Raw genomic sequence first — 18,293 nt, 5'->3', positions numbered from 1 at the left:
CTCAAGGTGCCCCTGAACGCCCTGTTCCGGGAGGGCGAGACCTGGGCCGTCTTCATCGAGACCGAGGGCCGGGCCGAGAAGCGCGTCGTCGAGCCGGGACGCCAGAACGGGCTGGAGTCCGAGATCCTCGGCGGCCTCGACGCCGGCCAGCGCATCGTCCTGCACCCCAGCGACCGGGTGGTCGCGGGCGTCCGCCTGACCGCGCGGGACTGAGCCAGGACGCGGCGTCACGGCGCGCGGACCGGCACCTCCAGGAAAACGCCGAACTCCTTGGCGAAGTTGCAGCTGACCCGGCCGTGGACCCGGCCCTGCTCGTCGTAGAAGCGGCCGCTGTCGCGGAGCGGGATGATCGCCTCGTGCCAGACGCCGGGGTGGATGTAGAAGCCCCGGCTGCCGTCGAAGTAGAAGGCGGTGAAGCTATCCGGCGTGACGTCGTCCCCGGGAGGTGCCGTGATGGTCACGAAGGGGCAGCCGTCGAGCGGGTAGAAGAGCTGGCCGCCGTCGGGGTGATAGTTGGCGTGCCAGAGCAGGATCTGCGCGCGGTCCGGCGCCGGGTTCTCGGCCGAGGCCGCTTCCGGGTCGCAGCTCCAGCCGAAGAGGTAGTGGCCGTCGACCGCCTCGTTGCGGCCGTAGAGCAGGTCGCCCCGCCAGGCGAACTCGAAATGGCCCGAGGTCGTCCCGCCCTCGATGCCGGTGCCGGGATCGAGCTTGCGCCAGCCGGCCAGCGGCCAGGGCACGATCTCGACCTCGAAGCCCCGGCGGTCCGCGACCAGCTCGCCGCAACCGCGCAGCGCCTCCGGCGTCGCCCGAACCAGGGGAACCCGGACCCGTGGCAGCCGGCCGGGCACCTCGGGCTTCAGATAGTCGATCGGATCGGCGAAGGCGCCGACCGCCGCGTCGTCTGATCGCATAACGGGCCTCCTAAAGCGCTCCCGGGCAGAGGCTAACACCTCGCCCCGCCCCGGTGGACCCGCTGCCCCGGTATCTTCACGGAAAAGCCCGAAGCGGCCGCATTCCCGACGCCGCCCCGCCCAGCTTGGGCGCCGAAGTGGAGGCCTCGGCTCTCTCCAGCCTCGGGGGTGATCATGCGGAGCTTGGCGGCCTTCTTCGTAGCACTTGTTGTCGTTGCGCCGGTCTCGGCGGGCAGGGCGGAGACGCCGCCGCCCTTGATCGACCCGGCCTTCGCGGTGCCGGACCTCTCGCACGAGGCCGCCCGGCTGGAGCAGCGCCTGCAGTTGCTGGTCGAGCTCCGGGATGCCGGGGGCTCCGACAACGACACCCGTGAGCTTCGGGCGCGACTGACCCGGCTACTCGATTCGCCGGCCCTCAGGCGCCGCGGCCTCGGCCCGGAAGAGGCCCGAACGATCCGCAACGGCGGGCGCGCAGCCGACTGGGCGGACCTGGCGCAGGCCTATCTGAGAGACCGCCATCTGGAGGACGCCGCGGCGGCGGCCTACCTGAGCTACGAGTCGGCCCGGACCGCGCTTCGCCGCGCGCGCGCCCTCGGCATCCTGGCCGAGGTCTACCTGCGGCAAGGCGAGGACCGGACCGCGGTCAACCTCTACGCCAAGGCGCAGGAGGTCTTCCCCGACAGCCAGAACCGGCGACGCCTGAAGGTCCTGGTCGAAAGGCTGAAGCTGCGCGTCGTCGCGATCGACGTCGAGAGCGACAACGCCGTGCCGCGCGCCTGCATCGTGTTCTCGCAGAAGCTGCGCCAGCCGCTGCCCCTGAAGCCGGCCGACTACGTCGCCCTCGAACCGGCGGAGGACGTCGACGTCTCGGCCAGGGGCGAGCGGCTCTGCCTCCGCGGCCTGCGCCACGGCCGGAGCTACCGTCTCCAGGTCAAGGCGGGCCTGCCTTCGGCGACCGGAATGGTGTTGGAGAAGACGCAGCGGCGAAGCCTGGCCATCGCCGACCGGAGGGCGTGGATCGGCTTCGCCGGCAAGCGCTACGTCCTGCCGAAGTCGCGCGGCAAGCGGCTGCCGCTCAAGTCGGTGAACGTCGACGAGGTCGGCCTCCGGCTCTACCACATCCACGAGCGGGGCCTGGTCGGGCCCCTGCTGTCGAACCTGATGCGCCAGGATCTTTCCGGCTACGGCGCCGACCAGATCGAGACCACCCTGGGCGCCCTGGTCTGGGAAGGCCGCGTCGGGGTCCAGTCGGAAAAGAACGCCGAGGTCATCACGCAGGTCTCCCTGGAGGAAGCGTTGGATACCCGCGGCGAAGGCCTCTACGTGCTGGTCGCGCGCACGCCCGAGCAGGAGAAGGAGGACCGCCGCTGGAAGAGCCTGGCGACCCAGTGGCTGCTGGTCTCGGACCTGGGCCTGATGACCCTGCAGGGCGGCGACGGGCTGAGCGTCTTCGCGCGCTCTCTGGAAACGGCGGAGCCCCTGTCCAGCGTCCGCCTGGAGCTGATCGCCCGCAACAACGCCGTGCTCGCCACCGCCCGGACCGACTCCCGGGGCATGGCCCGCTTCGCGCCCGGACTGCTCCGCGGTCGCGGCGGCGACCAGCCGGCCTACCTGGCGGCCCGGCGCCGGGGCGGCGATTTCAACTTCCTGGCCCTGACCGGCCCGGCCTTCGATCTCAGCGCGCGCGGCGTCGCCGGCCGGCACCTGCCCGGCGAGGTCGACGCCTTCCTCTACGGCGATCGCGGCGTCTACCGGCCCGGCGAGACGGTTCAGCTCTCGGCCCTGCTGCGCGACGCCCGGGCGACGGCCATCGCCGGCGTGCCCTTGACCGTCAAGGTCCTGCGGCCCGACGGCAGCGAGATCCATCGCGACACCGCGCCGGGCGACTCGCTGGGCGGCTTCGGCTTCGAGATCCCCTTGAGCCCCTCAGCGCGGGCCGGGAAATGGACGGTCACCGCCCACTTGGACCCGGAAGCGGAGAGCGTCGGCGAGACGACCTTCCTGGTCGAGGACTTCGTGCCACAGCGGATCGGCGTCGAGCTGAGCAGCGAGGCCGGGCACCTGGATCCGGAGCGAGGGGCCAGCGCGCAGGTCGCCGCGAAGTACTTCTACGGCCCGGCGGCCGCCGGGCTGCGCGGCGAATGGCGGCTTTCCCTGGAGCGGGATCCGCGGCCCTTCGAGGGCTACGAAGACTATCGCTTCGGGCTGGTGCAGGAGGACCCTCTGCAAGGCAGCGGTCAAGGCCAGAGCTTCCAGACCGACGAGCAGGGCAGGGCAGCGCTGCCACTGCGCCTGCGCGACCTGCCCAAGGCGAGCGCCCCCCTCGCGGCCCGGCTACGGGTCGCGCTTTTCGACGTCGACGGGCGGCCGGTCAACGCGAGCCTGCGGCTGCCGGTCCGCAGCCGGGCGATCGAGGTCGGCCTGCGGCCGCGGTTCCGGGGCGACCGGCTGCGGCGCGGCGAGACCGCCGGCTTCGACGTGGTGGCCCTCGACCCGGAGGGCCGGCCGGTCGCCGGACGGCGCCTGGCCTATGAATGGCTGCGCGAGATCTACGACTACAACTGGTACCGCCACAACGGCCGCTGGCGGTCCCGCTACGTGGTCCGCGACGAGCTACTGGACAGCGGCGAGATCGAGACGGATTCCCAGGGCCGGGCGCGGCTCGCCCGGGCGCCGGACTACGGCCGCTTCCGCCTTGAGGTCTACGACCTGGGTGGCAGTGGCGCGACGAGCTACCGCTTCCACAGCGGCTGGTGGTTCGCCGGCACGTCGCCGGACACCCCCGACGCCCTGGAGTTGACCTTGCAGCGCCGGGACTACCGCGACGGCGAGACCCTGACCGCCCAGGTCAAGGCGCCCTTCGCCGGCCTGGCCCTGGTCCAGGTGGTCAACGACCGCATCCGCCACAGCGAGACGCTGGCGCTGCCCAAGGCGGGCGCCGAGATCGCTCTGAAGGTCGACGGCGACTGGGGCCCGGGCGCCTACCTGCTGGTCACCGCCTTCCGGCCCAAGGCCGGGGCGCCCTCCTACCTGCCGGTGCGCGCCCTGGGGCTCGGCTGGTTCGCCATCGACCGGGCCGAGCGCGAGCTCGAAGTGGCGCTGGAGCTGCCCGAGAGCGTGACCCCGCGCCGGGAGATCGAGGTGCCGATCCGATTGGACGGCCCGGCGGTCGGCGGCGAGCCGCTGCGGCTGACCCTGGCCGCGGTCGACGAAGGCATCCTCTCGCTGACCGGCTTCGCCAGCCCGGCGCCCCAGTCCCACTTCCTGGGCCAGCGCCGTCTGGCCATGGACCTGCGCGACCTCTACGGCCGCCTGATCCCCGCGGCCTCCGGCGGCCGGGAGCGCTCCGGCGGCGACACCATCGTCACGACTGCATCGACAACGACCTCCAATGCGCAAGGAATCACCACCAGGACCCGTCGCACGGTCGCAGTGTTCCAACGCGACATCGTCGCCGACGAAGAGGGACGGGCCGTGGTCCGTCTGGAGATCCCGGACTTCGCCGGACGCCTGCGCATCATGGCGGTGGCCTACGGCGAGACCGCCCTGGGTTCCGCCACGGCGCCGCTGGTGGTCCGCGATCCCGTGGTCGCCGAAGTGCTGCTGCCGCGCTTCCTGGCGCCGGGCGACCGGGCGGAGGCCAAGATCGCGCTGCAGAACCTCTCGGGCCGCCAGCGGAGGCTGAGCATTGATCTGGCGCTGTCCGGCGGGCTGGCCCAGCGGGGCGAACTGCCGGCCGAGGTGACCCTGGCCGACGGCGAACGCCGCGAGCTTCCCCTCGCGCTCGAAGCCGGAAGGGTGGGCGCGGCGCGCCTCGCGTTGGCCGTCGAGTCCGAGGGACTCGACCCGATCCGCCGCGACTGGGAGATCGCCGTCCGGCCGACCCAGCCGCGGGTGACCGAGCGCGTCACCGCCTGGCTGGCGCCCGGCCAGACGGCCCGCATGTCGCCCGCCGACGCCGAGGGCTTCCTGCCTGGCACCCGCGAGCTCGGGCTGACGGTCGCGATGCGGCCGGAGTTCGACGCCCCGGCCCTGCTGAGCGCCCTCGACCGCTATCCCTACGGCTGCACCGAGCAGACCATCAGCCGGGCCCTGCCGCTGCTCTACCTGGCCGAGGTCGCCAAGGCCTGGGACCACCAGATCCGGGAGGCCACCCTGCGCGACCGGATCGAGGGCGCGATCCGGCGGACCCTGGACCGCCAGCGCAGCGACGGCTCCTTCGCGGTCTGGTACGCCGGCGGCACGGCGCAGGCCTGGCTGAGCGCCTATGCCTTCGACTTCCTGACCCGGGCCCAGGAGCAGGGCTATCACGTGCCGGAGGCGTCCTATGCCCAGGCCCAGGCCTGGCTGAGGGCGGTCGTGACCCGGGGCGACGACCGCGACCTGGTCGCCCGCGCCTACGCGGCCTACGTCCTGGCCCGGACCGGCGCCCTGCGGGCCGGCGAGCTGCGCTACTTCGCCCGGCGCCACGGCCGGAACATCCCCACCCGCCTGGGCCTCGGCCAGCTCGCCGCCGCCCTGCACAGCCTCGGGGAGGCCCAGACGGGCGACGACCTCCTGGTCCTGGCCCTGGCCGCGCCGGCGCGCGAGCGGAACCCGGAGCGCTGGTGGTGGGACTACGGCTCCGACCTGCGGGACGATGCCGCCCTGCTGGCGATCCTGGCCGAGACGGCCGGCGGCCGGGAGGACCTCGGCGGGCTCATCGAGGCCTTGGAGGACCGCTTCAAAGGGCGGCGCCATCTCAGCACCCAGGAGCAGGCCTGGCTCCTGCTGGCCACCCACGCGCTGATCCGCGCCGACGCCGAGGAGATGGCCCTGATCGTCGACGGCGCGGCGCTGCCGCCCCGGCGCGACGCGCTCTACCTGAAGGTCGGGAGCGAGGGCAGCGAGGTGCGCAACGACGGGACGGCCCCGGTCCGCCTGGTCCGCAGCGTCAGCGGGGTGCCGGTCGAGCCCCTGCCGCCGGAGTCCCAGGGCCTTCTGGTCACGCGGCGCTACTACGGCCAAGACGGCGCGGTCATGGCCCCGGAGACGGTGCGGCAGAACCAGCTGCTGGTCGTGCTGCTCGAGGGGGAAGCCCTCGGCCGGCTCGACCACGAGGCCCTGGTGGTCGATCTGCTGCCGGCCGGCTTCGAGATCGAGAACGCCAAGCTGGGCGGAGAGGCGACGGAACGCTTCGGCTTCCTGCCGGAGCTGAGCGAGACCCGTTTCGCGGCGGCCCGCGACGACCGCTACGTCGCCGCGGTCGACCTGGGCCCGCGCCGCCGCAGCTTCACCCTGGCCTACCTCGTGCGCGCCGTGATCCCGGGCCGCTACACCCTGCCGGGCGTCTTCCTGGAGGATATGTACAAGCGCCGGTACCGGGCCCTAGGTCCGGCGGGCCGGATCGACGTGGTGGCGGCGGAGTGAGCCGCCGACCCGGCCACCGCTGGCTGTTCCTCGCCGCCGCGCTGGCGCTACTGCTGCCGGCGGCGGGCCTGGGCGGGCTCTGGGCCCTGGACCGGACCCATCCGCCGGACCTCGCGCGCTATCGCCTCGCCGCCCAGGTCGTCGCCGACCGCGAGGGCCGGCCGCTGCGGATCTTCCTCAGCCCGGACCAGGCCCTGCGGCTGCCGGCGGCGATCGGTGACGTCGACCCGCGTTACCTCCGGATGCTGGTGGCTTACGAGGACAAGCGCTTCCACGACCACCCCGGAGTCGATCCCCTGGCCCTGCTGCGCGCCGTCTGGCAGCTGGTCCGCCACGGCCGCGTGATCTCCGGCGCCTCGACCCTGACCATGCAGGCCGCGCGCCTGCTGGCGCCGCGGCCGCGGACCTTCTCCGCCAAGCTGATCGAGATGGCCCGCGCCCTGCAGCTCGAATGGCGCTACGACAAGGCGGAGATCCTCGGCCTCTACCTGACCCTGGCGCCCTTCGGCGGCAACGTCGAGGGCGTCCGCGCCGCCGGCCTCGCCTACCTTGGACGTGCGCCCCTGCACCTGACCCTGGCGGAGGCGGCGCTGCTGGTCGCCCTGCCCCAGGCACCCAGCCGCCTGCGGCCGGACCGCTTCCCCGAAGCCGCGCGGCAGGCCCGCAACCGGGTCCTGGACCGGACCGCCGCGGCCCTCGCCTTGACCCCGGCGGAGCTGGCGGCGGCCAAGGCCGCACCGTTGTCCGCCGCACGGCGGCCGCTGCCCTTCGCGGCGCCGCACCTGGCCGAGCGCCTGCGTCGGGTGCAGCCCGGGGCGGCGGTGATCGGGACGACCATCGACGGCGGCCTGCAGCGCCGCCTGGAAGCCCTGGTCAAGCGGCGCGCCCGCGGCCTCGGCCCTGCGGCCAGCGCCGCGGTCCTTGTGGTGGACGGCAGGGACCGCGCGGTCCTGGCCTACCTCGGCTCGGCCGACTTCCACGACGCGGCGCGCGCCGGCCAGGTCGACATGGTGAGCGCCCTGCGCTCGCCGGGCTCGACCCTGAAGCCCTTTATCTACGGCCTGGCCTTCGAGCGCGGCCTCGCCCATCCCCGGACCCTGGTCGAGGACGCGCCGCGGGTCTTCGGCGGCTACGCGCCGCGCAACTTCGGCAAGACCCACCACGGCCTGGTGAGCCTTTCCCGGGCCCTGCAGCTTTCGCTCAACGTGCCGGCGGTGGCGGTGCTCGACAGCCTGGGGCCGGTCGCCTTCGCCGAGGCCCTGCGCCGCTGCGGCGTCACCCTGCGCTTTCCCGGCGGCGACCGGCCCGGCCTGCCGCTGGCGCTGGGCGGGGTCGGCACCCGGCTGGAAGACCTGGCGCGACTTTACGCCGCCCTGGGCACCGACGGCCGTGTCCGGCCCCTGCGGCTCACCCGGAATGCGAAGCCCGACGGCCGCGTGGCGCCTCTGTTGGGTCCTGGCGCCCGCGAAGAGGTCGCCGCGATCCTGGCCGAGGCGCCGCGACCGCCGGGCTTCCGCCGGACGCCGGGCGACCGGCGCGAGATCGCCTTCAAGACCGGCACATCCTACGGCTTCCGCGACGCCTGGGCGCTGGGCTTCGATGCCCGCTACACGGTCGCGGTCTGGCTCGGCCGCCCGGACGGCACGCCGAGCCCCGGCCGCTTCGGCCTCAACACCGCGGCGCCGCTGCTCTTCGAGGTCTTCGGCCAGCTGCCGCAACCGGACCCTTCGGCCCGGCCGGGACGCGCCGGCGCAGCGCGCGAGACCGCGACCGGCGACCTGCCGCCCGGGCTGCGTCGCCTGCGCCCGCGCGGGGCGCTGCAGGCCGACGCCCGCGCGCCCTCGGCGCCGCGGATCGTCTTCCCGCTGGACGACAGCCTGCTGGTCCTGCCGCCGGAGGGCGCGGTCCAGCTGCAAGCGGCCGGCGGCGCCCGACCCTACGCCTGGCTGATCGACGGCCGGCCGCTCGGCCCGATGTCGCGCCGCAGCACCGCCGGCTGGCGGCCCGGCGGCCCCGGGTTCGCCGAGATTACCCTGATCGATTCCCACGGCCGGCGCGACCAGACCCTGGTCCGGGTCCGGGCGGCGGCGGAGTGAGCGGCGCCCCGCGTCGCCGTGCCGGCAGCATCGTTGACCGCGATTCTGGACGGCGTAGAATCGAGGGTCCGGAGGAACTTGGCCATGAAAGTTGAAGCCGTATTGGCCGCCAAGGGCCACGAAGTCGCCACCACGGACCCCTGGGCAACGCTCGGCACCGTCGCGAAGAAGCTTCGGCTGGAGGGCATCGGCGCGCTGGTCGTGATGGAGGACCAGCAGGTCATCGGCATCGTCTCGGAGCGCGACGTCGTCAACTGCTTCGCCCAGCACGGCGGCGAGGCGGGCGAGATCAAGGTCGCCGAGGTGATGACCCGCAACGTCATCTCCTGCAAGCCCGAGCACAAGCTGACCCACGTCCTGGGCCTAATGACCCGGCACCGAGTCCGTCACCTGCCGGTCTTCGAGGACAACCGGCTGGTCGGCCTGGTCAGCATCGGCGATGCCGTGAAGCACCGGCTGGACGAGCTGGAGCTTGAAGCCGCCGTGCTGCGCGACGCCTACATGGCGGGGCACTGAGGCGAAGGCGCGGCGGGCCGAGCGTCAGCCCGGGCGTTCGTCCTCTTCGAGCATGCGGGCTATCTCGACCTCGCCCAGGGGCTCGCGGCCCTTGACCCGCAGGCTGTCGGCCCACTCGCGGGCGAAGTCGCGCTGCAGGCGGGCGTTGAGCGCCGCGGTCAGGGCCATGGCGAGGGCGGCGCCGAGGCTGGCCAGCAGCATGTCCTTGTGGGCGTCCCAGATGTCGCCCTGGGTGCCCAGGTAGGCCATGCCGAGTTCGCCGCCGAAGACCATGGCCGCGCCCCACTCGATCAGCTCGTAGAGCATCGAGGTCGCCATGGTGAACTCCAGCGGCAGGAAGTAGCCCCAGAAGCCGCGCACCTCGGCGACCCGCAGGAAGACCTCGCGGATCGGGTAGGCCAGCAGCAGCCCGTAGGTGAAGTGGATCGCCCGGTCGAAGTGATTGCGCTCCCAGCCCATGGCCTCGTTGAGCGAGCCGCCGGTCAGGCCGCGGATCCAGTCGTCGTAGGGCACCTCGGAATAGGTGTAGTGCGAGCCGACCACGTGCAGGCAGAGGAAGACGAAGATCAGGGTGTAGGACACGCGCGACAGCGGCAACCGCCGGTAGGACCAGACCAGCAGAACTGCGAAAAGGATGACCAGCACGTTCTCCAGCAGCCAATCGGCGCGGTGCAGCGGCGCGATGGCGAGCCAGATCCACCAAACGGCGAAGAGGCCGGCGAGGACCAGGCAATAGCGCGTGTGGGCGGGAGTCATGGCGGCGATGTCGGAGGTATGTGCGGCAGATTGCGGAAGGGCGAAGAACGCGACGACATTCTACCCGGGCCGGCCGGAAGCCCAAGCGGTTTCAGCCGCTGCGCCGTGCGAAGGCGTGATAGAGGCGGCGCGCGGTCAGGACGTGCGCATCGCGACTCTGCCCCGTTATCGTCGCCAGCTCTTCGTCGCCAAGGGCGGCACAGACCAGGCTCGTCAGAAGGAAGAAGCCCAGCAGGCACTGCCGTGGCGCGGTGCGAAGGCTTTCGGGCGACTCAAGGCCATCAAGGAGTGCCTTCAGCTCCTCTGCGTGGACTCCCAGCTCGGCGAGCGCCGCGGAGATCTCCGCACCGGCGAAGCCACCGATCTCATTCAACGCGGTACGGAGGTTCGCAACGTCGGTGTCGGTGAAAGGCGCGATCGATTCCTTGTAAGAGCCACGGTCGCCGCTAGAAGACTCCCGTCCGTCGGACACGGCTTCAACCCGCCTGAGCGAACAGCGGCGACCCGAAGCGGACCTCCTCCAGACCGGTCGCGCCGGACTCGGCGACGAAGAGGCCGCCGGAGAGTGGGGCGGCGGCGACCTCTTCCGCGGCCATGTTCTCGCGGGCGGTGGTGATGTAGAGGCGTTCGAGGCCCGGACCGCCGAAGCAGCAGCAGGTGACCTGGGGCACCGGGAGGCGGATCCGGGTGCGGCGCTCGCCGTCGGGGGTGAAGCACTGGACGCTGGCGCCGTTGAAGCGAGCGTTCCAGAGCCGGCCCTCGGCGTCGACGCAGGAGCCGTCCGGGAGGCCCTCGTCCTCGGCCAGCACCGCGAAGATCGCCCGCAGGCCAAGCGGGCCGCCGGCCGGGTCGTAGTCGTAGGCCCAGATCGTCCGGGTCGGCGTGTCGGCGAAGTAGAGCCGCCGGCCGTCGGGCGAGAAGGCGATGGAATTGCTGCAGCCGATGCCGGCCGCCAGGGTCTCGACCCCGCCGGCCGCGCCGTAGCGGGTCAGGCTGGAGGCCGGCTTCAAGCCGTCCTCGTTCACGCCGCCGGCGAGGAAGCGTCCCTGCCGGTCGCAGCGGCCGTCGTTGTAGCGCGTGCTCGGCTGCTCGGGCTCGAAGTCGCTCAGCCGTTCGCGCGCCCAGGTCGCCGGGTCGACGCGGAAGAGCCCGCTTTCGAAGGCGGCCAGGATCGCCCCGGCCGGGTCGAAGGCAAAGGAGCCGAGCCGCTCGGGCAGGTCGACGGTCTCGACCGCGCCGCCCTCGGCGTCACAGCTCCAGAAGCGCTTGCCGTGGATGTCGGTCCAGTAGAGCCGCTGGGTGTCGCTGCGCCACTGGATGCCCTCGCCCAGCTCGCAGCGGCAGTCGAGCAGCAGGTCGGCGTCGAGGTCCTGGGTCATCGCGGCCGGCGCTTCGGGTTCTCGCCGAGGATGATCATCGAAAGCACGTCGTCCTTGGTGACGTCCTCGACCCGCTCGGTGCCGACCAGCTTGCCGTTCTTGAGCACGGTGACCCGGTCGGCGAGGTCGAAGACATCGTGGATGTCGTGGCTGATCAGGAAGATGCCCAAGCCCTCGGCCTTGAGCTGCTGGATCAGCTCGGCGACCATCTGGGTCTCCTGCACGCCGAGGGCGGCCGTCGGCTCGTCCATGATCAGGATCCTGGCGTTGAAGTAGACCGCCCGGGCGATGGCGACCGACTGCCTCTGGCCGCCCGAGAGCGCCTTCACCGGGGCCTTGAACTTCTGGAAGTTGGGGTTGAGCCGCGCCATGATCTTGCGCGTCTCCGCCTCCATCTGGTCGTCGTCGAGGAAGCCGGCGCCGGTCAGCAGCTCGCGGCCGAGGAAGAGGTTCGCCGGCGCGTCCAGGTTATCGGCCAGGGCCAGGGTCTGGTATATGGTCTCGATGTTGTAGCCGCGCGCGTCCCGGGGGTTTTGGATCTCGGCGACCTCGCCATTGATCCGGATCTCGCCGGCCCGGGCCTGGTAGGCCCCCGAGAGCACCTTGATCAGGGTCGACTTGCCGGCACCGTTGTGGCCCAGCAGGCCGACCACCTCGCCGGGGTAGAGGTCGATGGTCACGTCGTCGACCGCCTTCACGCCGCCGAAGGCGACCTCGATGTTGCGCATCTCGACCAAGGGCGCCGCAGCGGCCGGGGCCGTCGTGGCCGCTTCGGTCATGTCGCGGTCCTCCGGCGATAGACGTGGTCGGCCCAGACGGCGAGGACCAGGACCAGGCCGATGATGATCGACTGCAGCGAGGTGTTGATGCCGACCAGCGCCATGCCCGACTGCAGGCTCTGCATCACCAGGGCGCCCAGGATCGCGCCGTAGATCGTCCCGACACCGCCGGCCAGGGAAGTGCCGCCGATCACCGCGGCGGCGATCACCCGCAGCTCGTCGAGGGTGCCGAGGTCGTTGGCGGCCGAGCGCAGCCGGGCCGAGGCGATCACCGCGGCGATGGCGCAGAGCACGCCCATCAGGGCGAAGATCTTCACCGTCAGCCAGCGGGTGTCGACGCCCGAGAGCTCGGCCGCGTCGGGATTGCCGCCGGTCGCGAAGACGTAGCGGCCGAAGCGGGTGCGCCGGGCGATCACGGTCATCACGATCGCGACCACCAGCAAGATGACCACCGGGATCGCGATGCCGTGGGCCAGCGCGATGCCTTCGGGCGGCACCTCCAGGCCCCGGGCCTTGAGGATTCGCTCCGCCGCCCGGGCCGGCACCTGATAGGCGTTCATGACCGCGACGAAGCCGAGGATCATGACCGTGAGCAGGCCGCCCAGGGTCAACTCCGCCCAGAGCGGCTTGACCGCGAAGCCATGGGTCCGGCGACGGCGGCGGGCCCAGGCCAGAAGCGCCAGGGTCGCGGCCACGGCGAGGACGCCCAGGCCCCAGGACAGGCTGGCGCCCAGGGTGCCCTCGGCACCGCCGCCCATCAGGGTGAAGTTGCGGTCCAGGGGCGCCACGGTCCGGCCCTGGGTCACCCACCACGCGGCGCCGCGCCAGATCAGCAGGCCGCCGAGGGTGACGATGAAGGCGGGCACGGCCAGGTAGCCGATCACGTAGCCCTGGGCGGCGCCGATCGCGGCGCCCAGGATCACGCCGACGCCCACGGTTACGACCCAGTTCGCCGGATGGTTGAAGCCCAGGAAGTCGGGCAGGATCTCGGCCTGGATCACGCCCATCACCATGGCCAGCACGCCGAGCAGGGAGCCGACCGAGAGGTCGATGTGCCGGGTCACGATGACGAAGACCATGCCGGTCGCCATGACCGCGACCGAGGCGGTCTGGACCGAGAGGTTGAAGAGGTTGCGCGAGGTGAGGAAGCGGCCCTCGGTCAGGAGGTCGAAACCGACCCAGACCACCAGCAGGGCCCCGACCATGCCGAGCAGGCGGGTGTCGATCTCTAGCGCGGCCAGGCGCCGCTTCAGGTCATCGGGCATGGCCGGCCCTCCCCGCGGCCGGTCCCGAGGAGGTCCGGGCCGAGAATTCGGATTGACGTTCGGGGCTTTGCGATCGCGCCGACATCGGCAGGTTCCCCCGTTCTCCCCCTAGCGGGGGAGGACTCCCAGAGGCCGTCGCTCTAGGCGAGGCGGCTCACTTGCAGGCCGGGACGCTGCCGGGGGCGACGCCCTTGCAGACCACCTCCTGCGGCACCCAGCCGGCATCGATGACGACCTTGAGATTGTCGCGGGTGATCGGCACCGGCTCGAGGAAGCGGGAGTTGAGCTTCTTGCCGCCCGGGCTGGTCCAGAGTTCTCCGCCCTCGATCTCGGACATCTTGGCGCCCTTCGCCAGGGCCACGGCGATCTCGCCGGCGGCCTTGCCGAGGTCCCGGGCGTCCTTCCAGACCGAGACGGTCTGAGTGCCGAGCGCGACCCTATTGAGCGCCGCGTGGTCGCCGTCCTGGCCGGAGACCGGGATGCCTTCCATGCCCTGGGCGGTCAGGGCCGCGACCACGCCGCCAGCGGTGCCGTCGTTGGAAGCGACCACCGCGTCGACCTTGTTGTCGTTGGCGGTCAGGATCTGCTCCATGTTGCGCTGGGCGTTGGCCGGCAGCCAGCCGTCGGTGTACTGCTCGCCGACGACCTTGATGTCGCCGGAGTCGACGGCCGACTTCAGGACCTCGAGCTGTCCGCCGTGCAGGAAGTCGGCGTTGGGATCGGTCGGCGAGCCCTTGATGAATACGTAGTTGCCCTTGGGCTGCGCCTCGAGCACCGCACGGGCCTGCATGCGACCGACCTCGACGTTGTCGAAGGTCAGGTAGAAGGCGTCGGGATGCTCGATCAGGCGGTCGTAGCCGACCACCGGGATGCCCTCGTTGGCGGCGGCCACCACGGCCGGGGTGATGGCATCGGCGTCCTGGGCCAGAATGATCAGCGCATTGGCATTGCGGGCGATCAGGCTCTCGACGTCGGAGAGCTGCTTGGCGGAGGAGCTCTGTGCGTCGGCGGAGATGTAGGTCGCGCCTGCGGCCTCGAGGGCGGCCTTGATCGCCGCCTCGTCGGTCTTCCAGCGCTCTTCCTGGAAATTCGACCAGCTGACGCCGACGATGAGCTCCTGGGCCTGGGCCGGCGTCAGGCCGCCGAGGGCCAGGGCGGCGAGCGCGATGAGCTTGAGCACGGCCTTCATGACTTCCTCCCTAGATCGCTTTCTTATTCGTTGAGTGGTCCCTTGCGAAAACCACCATAAGGTCGACCAATTAAATTCGATTGTCAAATTTATTTTGACTCCACAAGCCGCCAAAGCTGGGCGATACTGTCTCCGGGATCGACAGTGCGCGGTCCGGCCGGCCTAGTTTGTAGCGTTCCGGTCGGAAGGTCGGGGCGGCGAGGAGAAGGGGAGCTGGGCGTGCGAGAGATTAACTTCAGGCTCGGAATTAAATCGGGCGCCGTGCTGTTGCTCCTCGGGCTGGCCGGCGCCTGCGCGACGTCGGAAACGCCTGAGATCCCGCGCTTCCGCGACGTGACCGCCAAGTCCGGGCTGGACCACGTCTACGGCGGCGATTCCGATTTCATGGTCGGCGGCGGCGCGGCCGCCTTCGACTGCAACGGCGACGGGCGGCCCGAGCTGCTGCTCGCCGGCGGCGCCCATCCGGCCCGGCTCTACCTGAATCGCAGCGCGGCGGAGGGCGCCGTCGCCTTCGAGGCCGCGTCCGAGGCGCCGGGCCTCGACGCCGAATCCGCGCGCCGCGTGACCGGCGCCTACCCCCTGGACCTGGACTCCGACGGCGTCATGGACGTCTTTCTGCTGCGCTTCGGGCGCAACCTCCTGCTGCGCGGCCTGGGCGACTGCCGCTTCGAGGAGGCCGGTGCTGCCTTCGGCCTGCCGGCGCGGGCCGACTGGACCACCGCCTTCGCCGCCCACTGGGAGCTCGGGGCGGCGCTGCCGACCCTGGCGGTCGGCAACTACGTCGACCGCAGCCGGCCCCTGGCCAAGACCGGCAACTGCGACCCGTCATACATCCTCCGACCGCTGCCCGGCCGAAAGCGCTACGGGCCGCCGCAGCCGCTGGAGCCCACCGCCTGCACCCTCTCGGCTCTCTTCCTCGACTGGGCCGGCAGCGGCCGACCGGACCTGCGCCTGGCCAACGACCGGCAGTACTACGATCGCGGGCTCTCCGAGCAGCTCTTCCGGCTCGAGCCCGAGGGACCGCGGTCCCTGACCGCCGCCGAGGGCTGGAGCGGCCCGGTGATCTGGGGCATGGGCCTGGCTGCCAGCGACCTGGACGGCGACGGCCGGCCCGAGGTCGCCGTCACCAACATGGCGGACAACCACCTCCAGGCGCTGCGCGACCCGACCGGCGGCCGTCCCGAGTTCGAGAATCGGGCGCTGGAGCTGGGCACCATGGCCCAGCGCCCGCACAGCGGCGGCGACCGCCGGCCTTCGACCTCCTGGCATGCCGACTTCGCGGATTTCAACAACGACGGCACCGACGACCTCTGGATCGTCAAGGGCAACGTCGACGCCATGCCGGAGTTCGCCGCCTTCGACCCGGACTCCCTGCTGCTGGGCACGCCGGGGCAAGCCTTCACCGAAGCCGGCGGCCCGGCGGGAATCGCCCTGGACCGGCGCGGGCGCGGCGGCGTCGCGGCCGACCTCGACGGCGACGGCCGGCTCGACCTGGTCACCGTCAACCGCGACCAGCCGGCGACGGTGCTGCACAACGTCTCGACGGGGACCGCCGGCTGGATCGAGGTCGAGGTCCGCCAGAGAGGCGTCAACGCCTTCGCCGTCGGCGCCCTGGTCGAGGCGCGCATCGACGGCCGACTGGTCAGCCGGCGCCGGGCCGTCGGCGGCGGCCATGCGAGCGGCGCCTGCCTGCCGCTGCACTTCGGGCTCGGCAGCGCCCGGGAAGCCGAGGTCCGGGTGACCTGGCCGGACGGTCAAAGCTCGGACTGGCGCCGGGTCGTCGCCGGCGAGCGCATCGACTTCGAGCGCTGAGAGCCGGAACGGGGAGACCGCGAGACATGAGCGAACTGGACACCGCGCGCTACGCCGACCTGGAGGGGGCCGCCGTCTTCGTCTCCGGCGGCGCGACAGGGATCGGCGCCGACATCGTCGAGGGCTTCTGCCGCCAGGGCGCGGCGACGGTCTTCGTCGACCTGGACGCCGAGGCCGGCGAGGCCCTGAGCGCGCGGCTGGCGACCGAGACCGGAACACGGCCGCGCTTCATCGCCGCCGACGTCACCGACGACGCAGCCCTCTGCGCCGCCATCGACGCCGCGGAGTCCCAAGGCGAAGGCCTGACGGTCCTGGTCAACAACGCCGCCAACGACCGGCGCCACGAGGTGGCCGAGGTCGACCCGGCCTTCTGGGAGCGCTGCGTAGCGGTCAACCTGCGCCATCAGTTCGTCGCCGCCCGGCACGCCTTCGGCCTGATGAAGGCCCGCGGCCGCGGCTCGGTCATCAACTTCGGCTCCGTGGCGCCGACCTTGAGGGTCCGCGACCTGACGGTCTATTCGACCTGCAAGTCGGCGGTGCGCGGCCTGACCCGCAGCCTGGCCCGGGAGTTCGGCGACCACGGCATCCGGGTCAACTCGATCGTCCCGGGCTGCATCCTGACCGAGAGGCAGCTGCGCCTCTGGATCAGCCCCGAGGACGAGCGGCGGATCCTGGCCGAGCAATGCCTGCACCGCCGCCTGGTCGGGCGCGACGTGGCGCAGATGGTCCTCTTTCTGGCCTCGGAGGTCTCCTCCGCCTGCAGCAGCCAGGAGTTCATCGTCGACGGCGGCCTGGCATGATTCCGCCGCGCCCAGGCCGATGAAGACCGCCGCCGACGGCGACCTGATCCGCCGGATCAACCGGCACCGGGTGCTGACCGAGATCCGCCGGCGCGGCACGGTCGCCCGGGTCGACATCGCCGCGGCGACCGCCCTCAGCCCGGCGACCGTGACTGCGGTGACCGGCGAGCTGCTCGACGCCGGGCTGATCGAGATCGCCCAGGAGGACGAGCGGCCAAGGCCGGAGGCGACCGCACTTTCCGTCCGCGGCCGGCCCCGTGTCCTGCTGCGGCTCAACCCGAGCGCCTGCCACGTCGCCGGGGTCAAGATCGCCATGCACCAGGTCTCGGTCTGGGTCGCGGACTTCGCCGGCAACCTGGTGCGCAGCACCATGGTCCCCGTCCGCGCCAACCGCCAGCCGCCGGAGGTCGTCGCCGACCTGGTCGAGGACGCCCTGCGCCAGGCCTGCGCCGGCGCGGGTCTGACGCTGGCGGAGATCGCCGGCATCGGACTGGGGGTCCCTGGCTTCATCGACTTCTCGGCTGGGATCTGCCACTGGAGCCCGGTCTTCGGCGAGGGGCCGGTCGCCCTGCGCGCCCTGATGACCGAGCGCCTCGGCCGTCCCGTCTTCGTCGACAACGACGCCAACCTTGCGACCTATGCCGAGCTCTGGCGCGGCGCCGGCCGGGGCCACGACGACTTCATCGTGGTGACGGTCGAGCACGGCGTCGGCATGGGCGCCGTGGTCGGCGGGCAGCTCTACCGCGGCTCCAAGGGCTTCGGCTCGGAGTTCGGCCACACCAAGATCGAGCGCGGCGGGGCGCTCTGCCGCTGTGGCCAGCGCGGCTGCCTGGAGGCCTACGTCGCCGACTTTGCGATCCTGCGCGAGGCCGGGGGCCTGCTGTCCCTGGGCGACCTGGACGACCCCTTCGAGGTTCAGCGCGGCCTGGACCGCCTGGCCGAGATGGCCCGTGCCGGGGACCCCGAGGTGCGCCGGATTCACGAGCGGGCGGGCGAGATGCTCGGCCTGGGCCTTGCAAACCTGATCAACCTCTTCGATCCGGCCCTGGTCATCCTCTCCGGCGAGCGCATGCAGCTCCACGAGTTCTACGAGGCGGCGATGCTGCAGGCGGCGCGGGACAACGTGCTCTCGGTCCACCGCGACAAGACGCCGATCCGGGTCAACCGCTGGGGCGACGAGGTCTGGGCCTGGGGCGCCGCCGCCCTGGCGCTCCACGAGCTGCACCTGCCGCCGCTCGCGGAACGGCGGACGGGCTAGAGCGGGATGACATTAAACCAATCCGGCTTCATGTCTGAATCTCGCTCTACTTCAACAGTTTAGAGCACGATTCAGATATGAGGTTGCTTCAACCTCATATCATCGTGCTCTAGCAACGCGCCG

At 71.9% G+C, this 18,293-nt stretch carries 14 protein-coding genes; 7 read left to right on the top strand and 7 right to left on the bottom strand.

Annotated features, from left to right (window positions below; translation table 11 throughout):
• A partial coding sequence (locus QNJ30_26370; GenBank protein MDJ0946991.1) for an efflux transporter periplasmic adaptor subunit occupies positions 1-213 on the top strand: 213 nt, incomplete at its 5' end.
• 14 nt (positions 214-227) lie between these two features.
• Here QNJ30_26370 and QNJ30_26365 read toward each other — a convergent pair.
• Positions 228-911, bottom strand: a complete 684-nt coding sequence (locus QNJ30_26365) for an ureidoglycolate lyase (protein ID MDJ0946990.1) — start codon at positions 909-911, stop codon at positions 228-230.
• A gap of 174 nt (positions 912-1,085) precedes the next feature.
• On the opposite strand from QNJ30_26365, the gene QNJ30_26360 reads away from it, so the two are divergent.
• From QNJ30_26360 to QNJ30_26350, 3 genes are all read left to right on the top strand, one after another.
• Positions 1,086-6,320 carry an alpha-2-macroglobulin gene (locus tag QNJ30_26360; protein MDJ0946989.1) on the top strand — a complete coding sequence of 1,745 codons (5,235 nt, stop codon included), beginning with the start codon at positions 1,086-1,088 and terminating at the stop codon, positions 6,318-6,320.
• Positions 6,317-8,416: a penicillin-binding protein 1C gene (gene pbpC / locus QNJ30_26355; GenBank protein MDJ0946988.1), complete on the top strand. Its 2,100-nt coding sequence runs from the start codon at positions 6,317-6,319 to the stop codon at positions 8,414-8,416. The genes QNJ30_26360 and pbpC overlap by 4 nt, the downstream gene beginning before the upstream one ends.
• A gap of 84 nt (positions 8,417-8,500) precedes the next feature.
• A complete protein-coding gene (locus tag QNJ30_26350; GenBank protein ID MDJ0946987.1) occupies positions 8,501-8,932 on the top strand; it encodes a CBS domain-containing protein in 432 nt (143 codons plus the stop codon).
• A 24-nt stretch (positions 8,933-8,956) separates the two neighbouring features.
• Here QNJ30_26350 and QNJ30_26345 read toward each other — a convergent pair whose 3' ends face one another.
• From QNJ30_26345 to xylF, 6 genes are all read right to left on the bottom strand, one after another.
• Positions 8,957-9,688, bottom strand: a complete 732-nt coding sequence (locus tag QNJ30_26345) for a DUF2238 domain-containing protein (GenBank protein MDJ0946986.1) — start codon at positions 9,686-9,688, stop codon at positions 8,957-8,959.
• A gap of 91 nt (positions 9,689-9,779) precedes the next feature.
• A complete protein-coding gene (locus tag QNJ30_26340) occupies positions 9,780-10,160 on the bottom strand; it encodes a hypothetical protein (GenBank protein ID MDJ0946985.1) in 381 nt (126 codons plus the stop codon).
• Between the two features lie 4 nt (positions 10,161-10,164).
• A complete protein-coding gene (locus QNJ30_26335; protein ID MDJ0946984.1) occupies positions 10,165-11,067 on the bottom strand; it encodes an SMP-30/gluconolactonase/LRE family protein in 903 nt (300 codons plus the stop codon).
• Positions 11,064-11,846, bottom strand: a complete 783-nt coding sequence (locus tag QNJ30_26330) for an ATP-binding cassette domain-containing protein (GenBank protein MDJ0946983.1) — start codon at positions 11,844-11,846, stop codon at positions 11,064-11,066. Before QNJ30_26330 ends, QNJ30_26335 begins: the two co-directional genes overlap by 4 nt.
• Positions 11,843-13,111 (bottom strand): sugar ABC transporter permease, encoded by a 1,269-nt coding sequence (locus tag QNJ30_26325; GenBank protein ID MDJ0946982.1) that lies wholly within the window; start codon positions 13,109-13,111, stop codon positions 11,843-11,845. The genes QNJ30_26330 and QNJ30_26325 overlap by 4 nt, the downstream gene beginning before the upstream one ends.
• Before the next feature lie 154 nt (positions 13,112-13,265).
• Positions 13,266-14,300 carry a D-xylose ABC transporter substrate-binding protein gene (xylF, locus tag QNJ30_26320; protein ID MDJ0946981.1) on the bottom strand — a complete coding sequence of 345 codons (1,035 nt, stop codon included), beginning with the start codon at positions 14,298-14,300 and terminating at the stop codon, positions 13,266-13,268.
• Between the two features lie 219 nt (positions 14,301-14,519).
• Here xylF and QNJ30_26315 point away from each other — a divergent pair, with 219 nt between their 5' ends.
• The 3 genes from QNJ30_26315 to QNJ30_26305 are packed head-to-tail and all read left to right on the top strand — an operon-like array spanning position 14,520 to position 18,170.
• Positions 14,520-16,112 (top strand): CRTAC1 family protein, encoded by a 1,593-nt coding sequence (locus tag QNJ30_26315; GenBank protein MDJ0946980.1) that lies wholly within the window; start codon positions 14,520-14,522, stop codon positions 16,110-16,112.
• A gap of 26 nt (positions 16,113-16,138) precedes the next feature.
• Positions 16,139-16,912, top strand: coding sequence for an SDR family oxidoreductase (locus QNJ30_26310; GenBank protein MDJ0946979.1), 774 nt, complete (start codon positions 16,139-16,141; stop codon positions 16,910-16,912).
• Between the two features lie 19 nt (positions 16,913-16,931).
• On the top strand, positions 16,932-18,170 hold the full coding sequence (locus tag QNJ30_26305) for an ROK family transcriptional regulator (protein ID MDJ0946978.1): 1,239 nt from the start codon (positions 16,932-16,934) through the stop codon (positions 18,168-18,170).
• The last annotated feature ends 123 nt before the right edge of the window (positions 18,171-18,293 follow it).

The organism is Kiloniellales bacterium, from assembly GCA_030066685.1.
In the GTDB taxonomy this organism is placed as follows: Bacteria; Pseudomonadota; Alphaproteobacteria; order Kiloniellales; family JAKSBE01; genus JAKSBE01.
This window is presented reverse-complemented; position numbering and strand designations above follow the sequence as displayed.

What these genes read in the sequence shown, in the direction of transcription:
- QNJ30_26365 (MDJ0946990.1), bottom strand. Translation starts at nt 911, where the DNA reads ATGCGATCAGACGACGCGGCGGTCGGCGCCTTCGCCGATCCGATCGAC.
- QNJ30_26360 (MDJ0946989.1), top strand. Translation starts at nt 1,086, where the DNA reads ATGCGGAGCTTGGCGGCCTTCTTCGTAGCACTTGTTGTCGTTGCGCCG.
- QNJ30_26350 (MDJ0946987.1), top strand. Translation starts at nt 8,501, where the DNA reads ATGAAAGTTGAAGCCGTATTGGCCGCCAAGGGCCACGAAGTCGCCACC.
- QNJ30_26345 (MDJ0946986.1), bottom strand. Translation starts at nt 9,688, where the DNA reads ATGACTCCCGCCCACACGCGCTATTGCCTGGTCCTCGCCGGCCTCTTC.
- QNJ30_26335 (MDJ0946984.1), bottom strand. Translation starts at nt 11,067, where the DNA reads ATGACCCAGGACCTCGACGCCGACCTGCTGCTCGACTGCCGCTGCGAG.
- QNJ30_26330 (MDJ0946983.1), bottom strand. Translation starts at nt 11,846, where the DNA reads ATGACCGAAGCGGCCACGACGGCCCCGGCCGCTGCGGCGCCCTTGGTC.
- QNJ30_26325 (MDJ0946982.1), bottom strand. Translation starts at nt 13,111, where the DNA reads ATGCCCGATGACCTGAAGCGGCGCCTGGCCGCGCTAGAGATCGACACC.
- xylF (MDJ0946981.1), bottom strand. Translation starts at nt 14,300, where the DNA reads ATGAAGGCCGTGCTCAAGCTCATCGCGCTCGCCGCCCTGGCCCTCGGC.
- QNJ30_26310 (MDJ0946979.1), top strand. Translation starts at nt 16,139, where the DNA reads ATGAGCGAACTGGACACCGCGCGCTACGCCGACCTGGAGGGGGCCGCC.
- QNJ30_26305 (MDJ0946978.1), top strand. Translation starts at nt 16,932, where the DNA reads ATGAAGACCGCCGCCGACGGCGACCTGATCCGCCGGATCAACCGGCAC.